The 12464-nt window shown below is 69.5% G+C and carries 10 protein-coding genes; 9 read left to right on the top strand and 1 reads right to left on the bottom strand.

Annotated elements, in window-relative coordinates:
- Nucleotides 1-23: 23 nt before the first annotated feature.
- From OG858_RS17580 to OG858_RS17565, 4 genes are all read left to right on the top strand, one after another.
- Nucleotides 24-806, top strand: coding sequence for an anti-sigma factor family protein (locus tag OG858_RS17580; RefSeq protein ID WP_179200735.1), 783 nt, complete (start codon nt 24-26; stop codon nt 804-806).
- 104 nt (nt 807-910) lie between these two features.
- The gene (locus tag OG858_RS17575; RefSeq protein ID WP_086746154.1) at nt 911-3217 is read left to right on the top strand and encodes a HelD family protein; all 2307 of its coding nucleotides are present in this window, start codon (nt 911-913) and stop codon (nt 3215-3217) included.
- A gap of 464 nt (nt 3218-3681) precedes the next feature.
- Entirely contained in the window at nt 3682-5094 is a 1413-nt protein-coding gene (locus OG858_RS17570) for an NAD-dependent malic enzyme (protein WP_319064975.1), read from the top strand.
- Between the two features lie 246 nt (nt 5095-5340).
- Complete coding sequence (locus tag OG858_RS17565) at nt 5341-5622, top strand: HU family DNA-binding protein (protein WP_037703592.1); 282 nt, start codon at nt 5341-5343, stop codon at nt 5620-5622.
- A 183-nt stretch (nt 5623-5805) separates the two neighbouring features.
- Here OG858_RS17565 and murA read toward each other — a convergent pair whose 3' ends face one another.
- Nucleotides 5806-7152, bottom strand: coding sequence for a UDP-N-acetylglucosamine 1-carboxyvinyltransferase (gene murA, locus OG858_RS17560; RefSeq protein WP_037703591.1), 1347 nt, complete (start codon nt 7150-7152; stop codon nt 5806-5808).
- Nucleotides 7153-7462: 310 nt separating this feature from the next.
- Between murA and OG858_RS17555 the strand changes: the two genes are divergently transcribed.
- The 5 genes from OG858_RS17555 to OG858_RS17535 all read left to right on the top strand — a co-directional run bounded on the left by OG858_RS17555 (nt 7463) and on the right by OG858_RS17535 (nt 12464).
- On the top strand, nt 7463-8035 hold the full coding sequence (locus OG858_RS17555) for a YqgE/AlgH family protein (protein WP_086750626.1): 573 nt from the start codon (nt 7463-7465) through the stop codon (nt 8033-8035).
- 672 nt (nt 8036-8707) lie between these two features.
- Nucleotides 8708-8995, top strand: a complete 288-nt coding sequence (locus OG858_RS17550; protein WP_037703589.1) for a DUF3039 domain-containing protein — start codon at nt 8708-8710, stop codon at nt 8993-8995.
- A gap of 361 nt (nt 8996-9356) precedes the next feature.
- Complete coding sequence (locus tag OG858_RS17545; protein WP_328544725.1) at nt 9357-10658, top strand: extracellular solute-binding protein; 1302 nt, start codon at nt 9357-9359, stop codon at nt 10656-10658.
- The gene (locus OG858_RS17540) at nt 10636-11625 is read left to right on the top strand and encodes a carbohydrate ABC transporter permease (protein ID WP_328544726.1); all 990 of its coding nucleotides are present in this window, start codon (nt 10636-10638) and stop codon (nt 11623-11625) included. The genes OG858_RS17545 and OG858_RS17540 overlap by 23 nt, the downstream gene beginning before the upstream one ends.
- Nucleotides 11622-12464: a carbohydrate ABC transporter permease gene (locus OG858_RS17535; RefSeq protein WP_086754134.1), complete on the top strand. Its 843-nt coding sequence runs from the start codon at nt 11622-11624 to the stop codon at nt 12462-12464. Before OG858_RS17540 ends, OG858_RS17535 begins: the two co-directional genes overlap by 4 nt.

Raw genomic sequence — 12464 nt, 5'->3', positions numbered from 1 at the left:
TCTACGGGGGGTATGGACCGGGAATGCCCGGGTCTGTGCAAGGAGCCCAAGGTTCCGGTGACAACATCCATGAAACCGTCGGCGCGTACGCCCTCGGGATACTGGACGACACCGAGGCCACCCAGTTCGAGATGCACCTCGCCACGTGCGAATGGTGCGGCCAGCAGCTGGACGAGCTGGCCGGTATGGAACCGATGCTGGCCGCGCTCGCGGACCTGCCCGCTTCCCAGGGCACACCGGCGATCGGCGAGTCCCTGTCCGCGAAACCGACCACCGGACTCGCGGACCGGCTGGTCGGCGAGGTCGTCCAGCACCGCGCGAAGAAGACCCGACGCAACTTCTTCATGCTGGCGGCCGGCGTGGCCCTGATCGTCGGCGGTCCGACGGCGGTGTTCGCGACGACGGGCGGCGGGGACGAGGAGCCGCCGGTGGCGTCCGGCCCGGCCCAGGAGGCCTTCATCAAGATGTCGGCGGCGGACAAGGTCTCGGGGACCGACGCGTCCACCCAGGTCAGTGCCACGATCGGCATGGAGTCCAAGGCCTGGGGCACGCACGCGGTCCTGGAGCTGAAGAACGTCAAGGGTCCGGAGAAGTGCTCGCTCATCGCCGTCGGCAAGAACGGCGAGCGCGAGACAGTCACCTCCTGGTCCGTCCCGAAGTGGGGCTACGGCATCAAGAACGCCAAGACGGAGCAGGCCAGAAACCCGCTCTACACCCACGGCGGTGCCGCCTTCACCCCGGACCAGATCGACCACTTCGAGGTCCTGACCTTCAGTGGGAAGAAGCTCGTCTCGGTCAAGGCGTGACACATTGAGACAAGCGGCGAACGGACCCCGGTCGGGCACATAGCCTGTCGGGGTCCTTTTCGCGTACGGTAGACGGCTGCCCAGCACGTCAGAAGGGGGCCCGGGTGGCCGCTCAGGTTCAGCAGGAAACGCTCGACTCCGCTCACGATTCGGTACGTGAGAAGGAGATCGGCGTCGAACAGGAACATCTGGACCGGGTGTACCGGCGTCTTGAGGAGAAGATCCACGAGGCCGAGTTCCTGATGAACGACGCGGCCCAGCGCGGTCAGGTCGGCACCCCCGGCGCGCTCGCCGAGCGGGACGCCCAGGTCTTCCGGGCGGGCATTCACCTCAACCGCCTGAACAACGAGTTCGAGGACTTCCTCTTCGGCCGTATCGACCTGCTGCTCGGCAAGGACGGCAAGAAGGGCCCGGACGGCGCGTACACCGCCGTCGAACCGGCCGAGGGCACCGTCCGTCCCGACAACACGGCCGACATCGCCGAGACCCTCCACATCGGCCGTATCGGCGTCCTGGACTCCGACTACGCGCCGCTGGTCATCGACTGGCGGGCCCCGGCGGCCGCACCCTTCTACCGCTCGACCCCGGTCGACCCCGGCCGGGTCGTACGCCGCCGGGTCATCCGCTCCAAGGGCCGCAAGGTGCTCGGCGTCGAGGACGACCTGATGCGCCCCGAGCTGAAGGCCTTCCTCGACGGCGGCGAGCTGCCCGTCATCGGCGACGGCGCCCTCATGGCCGCCCTCGGCCAGGCCCGCAGCCACACCATGCGCGACATCGTCGCCTCCATCCAGGCCGAACAGGACCTGGTGATCCGCGCCCCCGCCGCCTCCGTGACGTACGTCGAGGGCGGCCCGGGGACGGGCAAGACGGCCGTCGCCCTGCACCGCGCCGCGTACCTGCTCTACCAGGACCGGCGCCGGTACGCGGGCGGCATCCTGATCGTCTCCCCGACCCCGCTGCTGGTGGCGTACACCGAGGGCGTCCTGCCGTCCCTCGGCGAGGAGGGCCAGGTCGCCATCCGCGCGATCGGCTCACTGGCCGAGGACACGGGCGGCGCCGAGGCCACGCTGTACGACTCCCCGGCCGTGGCCCGCGCCAAGGGCTCGTACCGCATGCTCAAGGTGTTGCGGAAGGCCGCGCGGGGCGCGCTGGAGTCGGGCGACGTGCCCACCCGCCTCCGGGTCGTCGCCTTCGGCCGCCGTATCGAGCTGGAGGCGCCCGAACTGGACCGCATCCGCCAGAACGCGCTCGGCGGCACGGCCCCCGTCAACCTCCTGCGCCCCCGCGCCCGCAAGCTCCTCCTGGACGCCCTGTGGGCCCGGTCGGGGGCGCAGGGCCGCCACAGCGACCCGGAACTGGCCGCCGAACTGCGCTCCTCCTTCGACGAGGACATCACGAGCGAGGACGACTTCATCGCCTTCCTCGACGCCTGGTGGCCCGAGCTGACCCCGCGCGGAGTCCTGGCGGCCATGGCCGACGAGCGCCGCCTCGGACGCTGGGCCCGGCGCATCCTCAACCCGGGTGAGGTCCGCCGGGTCGCCCGCTCCCTGAAACGGGACGGCTTCTCGGTCCACGACGTCGCCGTGCTGGACGAACTGCAGGCCGTCCTCGGCCTCCCGGCCCGCCCCAGGAGGAAGCGCGATCTCGATCCCCTGGACCAGCTCACGGGCCTGGAGGAGCTGATGCCCGTCCGCGAGGAGACCCAGCGGGAGCGGGCCGAGCGGCTGGCGCAGGAGCGGACCGAGTACGCGCACGTCATCGTCGACGAGGCGCAGGACCTGACCCCGATGCAGTGGCGGATGGTGGGCCGTCGCGGACGCCACGCCACGTGGACGGTCGTGGGGGACCCCGCCCAGTCGTCCTGGTCCGACCCGGACGAGGCGGCCGAGGCCCGTGACGAGGCCCTGGGCAGCCGCCCGCGCCGCCGCTTCACCCTGACGGTCAACTACCGGAACCCGGCCGAGATCGCCGAACTGGCGGCGAAGGTGCTCGCGCTGGCCATGCCGGGCTCCGAGTCCCCGTCGGCGGTCCGCTCCACGGGCGTCGAGCCGCGCTTCGTCACCGCCGTACGGGAATCCCTGGCCCGCACGGTCCGCGCGGAGGCCGCGCGCCTGCTGGACCTCGTCGACGGCACGGTCGGCGTCGTCGTCGCCATGAACCGCCGCGACGAGGCCGCCCGCTGGCTGGCCGGCCTCGGCGACCGCGTCGTCGCCCTGGGCAGCCTGGAGGCGAAGGGCCTGGAGTACGACGCCACGGTGGTCGTCTCCCCGGCGGAGATCGCCGACGAGTCCCCTGCGGGGCTACGGGTGCTGTACGTGGCCCTCACCCGTGCGACGCAACAACTGACGCTGGTGTCGGGGGAGCGGGACGACCCGGACGAGAAGGGCGTCCCCGACCTGTTGCGCGACTGATTGCGGCTGCGGCCGGGTGAGGACTGGTCGCGCGGCTCCCCGCGCCCCCGAGAACGACCTGGGTCGCACCCGGCGTTCTCGGGGGCGCGGGGAACCGACGCGAGCAACCCGCACCCGCCGACGCACCCCCTGCCTCCCGGGCTCCAAGGCGCCCCAAAAACAACTTGCCGTACGGGAATGGCCTTACGGGATCTGTTTGTTAGCCTGGGTGTGGCACCGGCTCGATCCAAGCCCCCGGGCCCAACCTTCGTCGCTCAGAGCGACCACTTGCCGCGAGGCGAGCATGGCGGGTCGGTGCCACTGAACAGCGAGAGAGGTCCACGTCGAATGTGACGTGGACCTCTTCTCGTTGAGAACAAAACGTTCTCAACCCCGGACGGCTAACGCCTACCCGACGGTAGGTGCGACGATCGGACCGCAAAACGCAGCAAACGCAGTAGCAGCGAAAGCAGAGGAAGTCGGCCATGGCAACGGCGCCCAGCGTCTCCTACTCGATGACGGTCCGGCTGGAGGTGCCCGCGAGCGGAACCGCGGTCTCCCAGCTCACCGGAGCCGTCGAGTCCCACGGAGGCTCGGTGACCGGCCTCGACGTGACCGCATCCGGCCACGAGAAGCTCCGCATCGACGTCACCATCGCCGCCACCTCCACCGCGCACGCCGACGAGATCGTCGAGCAGCTGCGCCACATCGAGGGCGTGACGCTCGGCAAGGTCTCCGACCGTACGTTCCTGATGCACCTCGGCGGCAAGATCGAGATGGCGTCGAAGCACCCCATCCGCAACCGTGACGACCTCTCGATGATCTACACGCCGGGCGTGGCCCGTGTCTGCATGGCGATCGCCGAGAACCCCGAGGACGCCCGGCGCCTGACCATCAAGCGCAACACCGTTGCGGTCGTGACGGACGGCTCCGCGGTCCTCGGCCTCGGCAACATCGGCCCGATGGCCGCCATGCCGGTCATGGAGGGCAAGGCGGCCCTCTTCAAGCGCTTCGCCGACATCGACGCCTGGCCGATCTGCCTGGACACCCAGGACACCGACGAGATCGTCACGATCGTCAAGGCGATCGCCCCGGGCTTCGCCGGCATCAACCTCGAGGACATCTCCGCGCCCCGCTGCTTCGAGATCGAGGCCCGCCTGCGCGAGGCCCTCGACATCCCCGTCTTCCACGACGACCAGCACGGCACGGCGATCGTCGTCCTCGCCGCCCTCACCAACGCACTTCGCGTCGCGGGCAAGGCGATCGGGGACATCCGCGTCGTCATGTCGGGCGCCGGCGCGGCCGGTACGGCCATCCTCAAGCTGCTCATCGCCGCCGGTGTGAAGAACGCCGTCGTGGCCGACATCCACGGTGTCGTGCACTGCGACCGCGCCGACCTCGTCGACGCCGCCGCCGACTCGCCGCTGCGCTGGATCGCGGACAACACCAACCCCGAGGGCCTCACGGGCACGCTCAAGGAGGCCGTGCGCGAGGCCGACGTGTTCATCGGTGTCTCCGCCCCGAACGTCCTCGACGGCGACGACGTGGCCGCCATGGCCGACAACGCGATTGTGTTCGCGCTCGCGAACCCCGACCCCGAGGTCGACCCCGCTGTCGCCCGGCAGACGGCGGCTGTCGTGGCCACCGGCCGCTCGGACTTCCCGAACCAGATCAACAACGTGCTGGTCTTCCCGGGCGTCTTCCGCGGTCTTCTCGACGCCCAGTCCCGCACCGTCAACACCGAGATGATGCTCGCCGCGGCGACCGCCCTCGCGAACGTCGTCACCGAGGACGAGCTGAACGCGAACTACATCATCCCGAGCGTCTTCAACGACAAGGTCGCGGGCGCGGTCGCCGGGGCGGTGCGCGAGGCCGCGAAGGCGGCGGCGTCGGCCTGAGCCCGCGCTGTGACGGTTGCCACGCCCCGCCCCATCGGCGCGTCGCGGGGCCGGAGGGCTTGTGCCGCCCTTTAGTGTGGCGGCCAAGCTCAGGCCTGTCGCGACTCCCAAGGGTGGTCGTGTGACTCCCAGGGGTGCTGGATTGGCTTTCCCGCCGCAGGTGAGTGCAGGATGCGTTTCTGGGCGCGAGGGTCTGACGACGGACCCGGTCCGCCTCAACGGCAAGAAGAACACGGGAGTAACAACATGAACCGCAGTGAGCTGGTGGCCGCGCTGGCCGACCGCGCCGAGGTGACTCGCAAGGACGCCGACGCCGTGCTGGCCGCGTTCGCCGAGGTTTGCGGCGACGTGGTCGCCAAGGGCGACGAGAAGGTCACCATCCCCGGCTTCCTGACCTTCGAGCGCACCCACCGTGCCGCTCGCACCGCTCGTAACCCGCAGACCGGCGACCCGATCCAGATCCCGGCCGGCTACAGCGTGAAGGTCTCCGCGGGCAGCAAGCTCAAGGAAGCGGCCAAGGGCAAGTAACCTTGCCGTCTCCGTCCCACGGGATGGCGTACGGCGCGTGGAACGCCTGATGGGGGCGGCACCTGGGAAACCAGGTGCCGCCCCCATCGTCGTGCGGGAGACGCGCCGTGACGCGGCTGCGGGGCGCGCCACAGCCGGCCGCGCCCCGCGGTGTCACACCCCCCGCCCCTCACGGGGCACTGCTCAGCCGAGTGCCTTGCCCGGCAGTTCGACCTTCGCGCCCAGCTCCATGAGCTTCTCCATGAAGTTCTCGTAGCCGCGGTTGATGAGTTCGATGCCGTGGACCCGGGAGGTGCCCTGGGCGGCGAGGGCGGCGATGAGGTAGGAGAAGCCGCCGCGGAGGTCGGGGATGACCAGGTCGGCCCCCTGGAGGCGGGTGGGGCCGGAGACGACGGCCGAGTGCAGGAAGTTGCGCTGGCCGAAGCGGCAGACGGAACCGCCGAGGCACTCGCGGTAGAGCTGGATGTGCGCGCCCATCTGGTTCAGCGCGGACGTGAAGCCGAGGCGGGACTCGTAGACCGTCTCGTGGACGATCGAGAGGCCCGTGGCCTGCGTCAGGGCCACGACCAGGGGCTGCTGCCAGTCGGTCTGGAAGCCGGGGTGGACGTCCGTCTCCAGCGCGATCGACTTCAGCTGGCCACCGGGGTGCCAGAAGCGGATGCCCTCGTCGTCGATCTCGAAGGCACCGCCCACCTTGCGGTAGGTGTTCAGGAACGTCATCATCGAGCGCTGCTGGGCGCCCCGGATGTAGATGTCGCCTTCGGTCGCCAGCGCCGCGGACGCCCAGGAGGCGGCCTCCAGGCGGTCCGGGAGCGCCTTGTGGTTGTAGCCGCCGAGCGAGTCCACACCGGTGATGCGGATCGTGCGGTCGGTGTCCATCGCGATGATGGCGCCCATTTTCTGCAGGACGCAGATGAGATCCTCGATCTCCGGCTCGATCGCCGCGTTCGCGAGCTCCGTCACGCCCTCCGCGAGGACGGCCGTGAGCAGCACCTGCTCGGTCGCGCCCACCGACGGGTACGGCAGCTGGATCTTGGTGCCGCGCAGCCGCCGCGGCGCCTCCAGGTACTGCCCGTCCTCACGCTTCTCGATCTTCGCGCCGAACTGCCGCAGCACCTCGAAGTGGAAGTCGATCGGCCGGCCGCCGATGTCGCAGCCGCCGAGACCGGGGATGAAGGCATGGCCGAGCCGGTGCAGCAGCGGGCCGCAGAACAGGATCGGGATGCGCGACGAGCCCGCGTGGGCGTCGATGTCGGCGACGTTCGCGCTCTCCACGTTCGTCGGGTCCATCACCAGCTCGCCCGGCTCGTCACCCGGGCGGACCGTTACGCCATGCAGCTGCAGCAGCCCGCGCACGACCCGCACGTCGCGGATGTCGGGCACGTTGCGCAGCCGGCTCGGACCGCTGCCGAGCAGCGCGGCGACCATGGCCTTGGGTACGAGGTTCTTCGCACCGCGGACACGGATCTCGCCACTGAGCGGGGTGCCGCCGTGTACAAGCAGTACGTCGTCAGAGCCGTTGACGGTCATGGATCTCGCGTTCCGTGGAGTTGGGCAGAGGCTTTCCGGCGTGGACGGACGGCCGGTGGACCCGTTGTGCGGGGACCGGCGCGGCGTGGGCCGGAGAGCTAGCGTAATCGCCGCCCACCCCCCTTCCGTAAGCCCAAGGACCTCTCAGCCACGTCATGGGTTTGCCACAACACGAACCGTTCACCACCGGCCACACGGGGTCACCGTCGCGGCCGTGCGCCCCGCCTGCTTCCCCCTGCCGTGAGCTGCGTTCACACCGCTACCGGCATTGGCTCCCCACGCGCGGGCAGGATGCGGGATCATGTCTGGCATGACCGAGGTGTCCTCGCTCACAGGGCGGCTGCTCGTGGCCACGCCCGCCCTGGCGGACCCGAACTTCGACCGCGCTGTCGTGCTGCTCCTCGACCACGACGAGAAGGGCTCGCTCGGCGTGGTCCTGAACCGGCCGACGCCGGTCGGCGTCGCCGACATCCTGGAGGGCTGGGCGGAACTCGCCGGCGAACCGGGGGTCGTCTTCCAGGGCGGCCCGGTGCAGCTGGACGCGGCGCTGGGGGTGGCGGTGATACCCGGCGGCGGCTCCGCGGACCGGGCCCCGCTCGGCTGGCGGCGCGTGCACGGCGCGATCGGCCTCGTCGACCTGGAGACCCCGCCGGAGCTGCTGGCGTCCGCGCTCGGCTCGCTGCGCATCTTCGCCGGGTACGCGGGCTGGGGCCCCGGCCAGTTGGAGGACGAACTGGTGGAGGGGGCCTGGTACGTCGTCGAGTCCGAACCCGGTGACGTCTCCTCGCCCTGCCCGGAGAGACTCTGGCGCGAGGTCCTGCGCCGCCAGCGCAGCGAACTCGCGATGGTGGCCACGTACCCGGACGACGCTTCGCTCAACTGAGAGGGCCTTCGCCACCGATACGGGTCCGGCACGGGTGCGAAGAGCGAATATGGCCATGGACCACTCTCTTCAGCGGCTCGGGCATGAATCTGGTGGTGGAGGTCGGCTGCAGCCGAAACCGGTGCGGACGTCGCACCGGGACGACCCCGCGCAGGCTTCGGGACTGGCGGCGGTTCTGTGTGGGTGTCGGTACTGGCGACGGTTCTGTGCGGATGCCGTACCGGCGGCGGTTCTGTGTGGGTGTCGGTACTGGCGGCGGTTCTGTGCGGATGCCGTACCGGCGGCGGTTCTGTGTGGGTGTCGGTACTGGCGGCGGTTCTGTGCGGATGCCGTACCGGCGGCGGTTCTGTGTGGGTGTCGGTACTGGCGGCGGTTCTGTGCGGATGTCGCACCGGCGGCGGCCCTGCGTGCTTGCTACGGAGGCCGCTGCGACGCGTACGCGACATCGAGCGCCGGTCCTGTGGATTCGTTGATCATGCGGACCGGGAGCAGCTCCCGCAACATCCGTGTCCGCGCGTGGGGTTTGTGGCGACGGGGGGCCGAGTCGCCGGCCCCTGCCGCGCCATCGCGCCGACGGGTCGGGGCCGGCCGCGAACACGGCGTCACCATCAGGGACGCCCGTTGTGCAAGCCAGGGACCCACACTCCCCGGCAGTTGATTACCCTTGCAGTCATGAGCACTCTTGAGCCCGAGCGCGGTACTGGTACGGGGACCCTCGTCGAGCCGACGCCGCAGACGTCGCACGGTGACGGTGACCACGAGCGCTTCGCCCACTACGTCCAGAAGGACAAGATCATGGCGAGCGCCCTCGACGGCACGCCCGTCGTGGCGTTGTGCGGCAAGGTGTGGGTCCCGGGCCGTGACCCGAAGAAGTATCCCGTGTGCCCCATGTGCAAGGAGATCTTCGAGTCCCTCGGCGCCGGCGGCGACCAGGGTGGCAAGGGCGACGGCAAGCAGTAGCCGGAGGTCCGGCCGTACCCCCGGGTGCGGTGCGCCGGATCGTTCGGGTGAAGGCCGCGGTGCCTGTGGTGCGGGTGCCGCGGTCTTGTCATGCCTGGGTGCGGTTTTCGGTGTGTGTGGGTGCGGTCGGCGCGACGAGTGCCGGCCGCTGTTCGTTTTCGGCCGTCGATCACTGAATTCCCCCATTCCCGGCCCCGCGCGGCCATCGTTGCGTTGCACGGAGTGCTTCTGCCGGTCACAAGGTGGTTGAGACCTCTTGTGGGCATTGTCATGTACTCCCTAGCCTCCGAGGTGTTGTAGAGAGCAAAACGCACGTTGCACATGTTGCAACGCTCCGCTCCCCCCTCCGGAGGACCCGCTCATGAAGTTCGCCGCCAGACTCGCCACGCCCGTAGCGGCCCTGGCCCTCGCCGGGCTGACCGCCTGCGCCCCCCAGACCTCCGACAACTCGTCCTCCGGGGAGGACGAGACGACCGGCACCCTCCGGGTCTGGCTCTTCCAGGAGGTGAGCAACGAGCCGAAGCAGAAGGTCGTCGACAAGGTGCTCTCCGCCTTCGAGGAGGCGCACGACGGCGCGAAGGTGAAGGTCGAGTACATCCCCGTCGAGACCCGCGCCCAGCGCATCAAGGCCGCCTTCAACGACCCGAAGAGCGCCCCGGACCTCATGGAGTTCGGCAACACCGACACGGCCGGCTATGTGAAGGACGGCGGACTCGCCGACGTCACCACGGAGTTCAACGACTGGTCCGACGCCAAGGACTCCGACCCGACCGCCAGGACCTCCGTGACGGTCGACGGCAAGGTCTACGGGGCGCCCTTCTTCGTGGGCGTGCGCGCGCTGTACTACCGCACCGACGTCTTCGAGGAACTCGGTCTCGAAGCCCCGAAGTCCCTCGATGAGCTGACCGCCACCGCGAAGAAGATCCGCGCCGCCGAGCCCGACCTGTACGGGCTCGTCGTCGGCGGCGCCTACACCTACGGCGCGATGCCCTTCGTCTGGGCCAATGGCGGCGAGATTGCCGAGGGCAAGGGTGGCTCGTACGCCTCCACGATCGACAGCGCGGCCGCCCGGAAGGGCATCGAGGCGTACACCTCGCTGTTCGGGGACGACAACTGTCCCGCCGCCAAGTGCGCGAGCATGGGCGGCAACGACACGGTCACCGCGTTCGCGGCCGGCAAGGCGGGCATGGCGATCGGCGGCGACTTCAGCCACGCGGCCGTGGAGGCCGGCAAGGTCAAGGGCAAGTACGCCGTCGTACCGCTGCCGGGAGTGAAGCCCGGCTCGGTGGCCCCCGCGTTCGCGGGCGGAAACAACGTCGGCGTCCTGAAGAGCACCACGCACCGCACCCTCGCCGTCGACCTGATGAAGCGGCTGGCGTCCAAGGAGACCCAGGGCGAACTCTTCGACGCGATGGGCTTCCTGCCGACGTACACCGACGTACGCGCCGAGGCGGCCAAGGAGGAGCCGTTCATCGAGCCGTTCGTCAGGACGCTGTCCTCCGGGACGAAGTTCGTGCCCGCGTCCCCGGCGTGGGCGCAGATCGACGCGTCGCTGGTGCTGCCGACGATGTTCCAGGAGGTCGTCAGCGGCAAGAAGAACGTGGCTGAGGCGTCGAAGGACGCGGCGAAGCAGATGAACGATGCGTTCAGCTCCGCTGGTTGAGCGGGGGGCGCCCACTGGGGTGGGGGGTGCTGAGCGTGGGCGGCCTCGGGTGGGTCGTGGTTTCTCGCGCAGTTCCCCGCGCCCCTTGCGGGGCGGGGGTGGGTGGACTCCATGGCTCTATCTCGCCCCCGCCCTTGTCGTCCTTGGTGGGCTTCTTGTCTACCCCGTTTATCAGCTCGGCCTGATCTCGCTCCTCGAATACACCCAGGCCCAGGTCAGCGGCGGCGAACCGACCTCCTTCCAGGGCTTCGGGAACTACGCCGAACTGTTCGGCGATCCCCAGTTCTGGCAGGTCCTGCTGACCACGGTCGTGTTCGCGGCGGCCTGTGTGGTCTCCACGCTCGCCGTCGGGTGCGCGCTCGCCGTGCTGCTGACACGAGTACGGGCCGTGCCGCGCCTCGCGCTGATGCTGGCGGCGCTGGGCGCGTGGGCGACCCCGGCGATCACGGGCTCCACGGTGTGGCTGCTGTTGTTCGACCCGGACTTCGGCCCGGTCAACCGGATCCTGGGCCTCGGCGACCACTCCTGGACGTACGGGCGTTACAGCGCCTTCTTCCTCGTCCTGCTCGAAGTGGTGTGGTGCTCCTTCCCGTTCGTGATGGTGACCGTCTACGCGGGCATCCGCTCCGTACCCTCCGAGGTCCTGGAGGCCGCGGCCCTGGACGGTGCCTCGCAGTGGCGGATCTGGCGGTCGGTCCTCGCGCCGATGCTGCGGCCGATCCTCGTCGTCGTCACCATTCAGTCGATCATCTGGGACTTCAAGGTCTTCACCCAGATCTATGTGATGACGGGCGGCGGCGGTATCGCGGGCCAGAACCTCGTACTGAACGTGTACGCCTACCAGAAGGCCTTCGCGTCCTCCCAGTACAGCCTCGGTTCGGCGATCGGCGTGGTGATGCTGGTGATTCTGCTGGCGGTCACCCTGGTGTATTTGCGACTGCTGCGCGGACAACGGGAGGAGCTGTGAATTCGTCGGGTTTCGTACGGCGGCCCTGGCGGCTCGCGGCGGAGGCATCAGCCCTGGTCATCGCGGTCGTGGTGGCGTTCCCGCTTTACTGGATGGTGCTGAGCGCGTTCAAGCCGGCGGGTGAGATCGAGTCGGCCGAGCCGCGGCCCTGGACCCTCGCGCCGACTCTTGATGCCTTCCGGCGGGTCTTCGGGCAGCAGGAATTCGGTCGCTACTTCGTCAACAGCCTTGTCGTCGCCTGCACGGTGGTGGTCGTCTCGGCGCTGATCGCGTTTCTCGCGGCGACGGCGGTCACCCGATTCCGCTTCCGTTTCCGGACCACCTTGCTCATCATGTTCCTGGTCGCCCAGATGGTGCCCGTGGAGGCGCTCACCATCCCGCTCTTCTTCCAGATGCGGGACTTCGGCCAGCTCAACACCCTGGGCGCGCTGATCCTGCCCCACATCGCCTTCTCGCTGCCGTTCGCGATCTGGATGCTACGCGGCTTCGTGAAGGCCGTACCCCAGGCGCTGGAGGAGGCGGCCCACCTCGACGGGGCGAGCCGTTCCCGATTCCTCTGGCAGATCCTTTTCCCCCTCGTCTTCCCGGGGCTGGTGGCCACCAGCGTCTTCTCGTTCATCTCCGCCTGGAACGACTTCCTGTTCGCCAAGTCGTTCATCATCAGCGACACCTCCCAGTCGACCCTGCCGATGGCCCTCCTGGTGTTCTACAAGCCCGAAGAGCCGGACTGGGGCGGCGTGATGGCGGCGTCCACGGTGATGACCGTTCCGGTGCTGATCTTCTTCGTACTCGTACAGCGACGACTGGTCTCCGGACTGGGCGGCGCGGTCAAGGACTGA

The organism is Streptomyces europaeiscabiei (assembly GCF_036346855.1).
GTDB classification, from domain to species: Bacteria; Actinomycetota; Actinomycetes; order Streptomycetales; family Streptomycetaceae; genus Streptomyces; species Streptomyces europaeiscabiei.
The sequence above is the reverse complement of the archived record's forward strand: the minus strand, read 5'-3'. Positions and strand labels throughout refer to the sequence as shown.

Bases quoted from the DNA above. Each gene is read 5' to 3' on its own strand.
- murA (WP_037703591.1), bottom strand. From the start codon at position 7,152: ATGACCGTCAACGGCTCTGACGACGTACTGCTTGTACACGGCGGCACC.
- OG858_RS17570 (WP_319064975.1), top strand. From the start codon at position 3,682: ATGGCAACGGCGCCCAGCGTCTCCTACTCGATGACGGTCCGGCTGGAG.
- OG858_RS17550 (WP_037703589.1), top strand. From the start codon at position 8,708: ATGAGCACTCTTGAGCCCGAGCGCGGTACTGGTACGGGGACCCTCGTC.
- OG858_RS17540 (WP_328544726.1), top strand. From the start codon at position 10,636: ATGCGTTCAGCTCCGCTGGTTGAGCGGGGGGCGCCCACTGGGGTGGGG.
- OG858_RS17555 (WP_086750626.1), top strand. From the start codon at position 7,463: ATGACCGAGGTGTCCTCGCTCACAGGGCGGCTGCTCGTGGCCACGCCC.
- OG858_RS17580 (WP_179200735.1), top strand. From the start codon at position 24: ATGCCCGGGTCTGTGCAAGGAGCCCAAGGTTCCGGTGACAACATCCAT.
- OG858_RS17565 (WP_037703592.1), top strand. From the start codon at position 5,341: ATGAACCGCAGTGAGCTGGTGGCCGCGCTGGCCGACCGCGCCGAGGTG.
- OG858_RS17545 (WP_328544725.1), top strand. From the start codon at position 9,357: ATGAAGTTCGCCGCCAGACTCGCCACGCCCGTAGCGGCCCTGGCCCTC.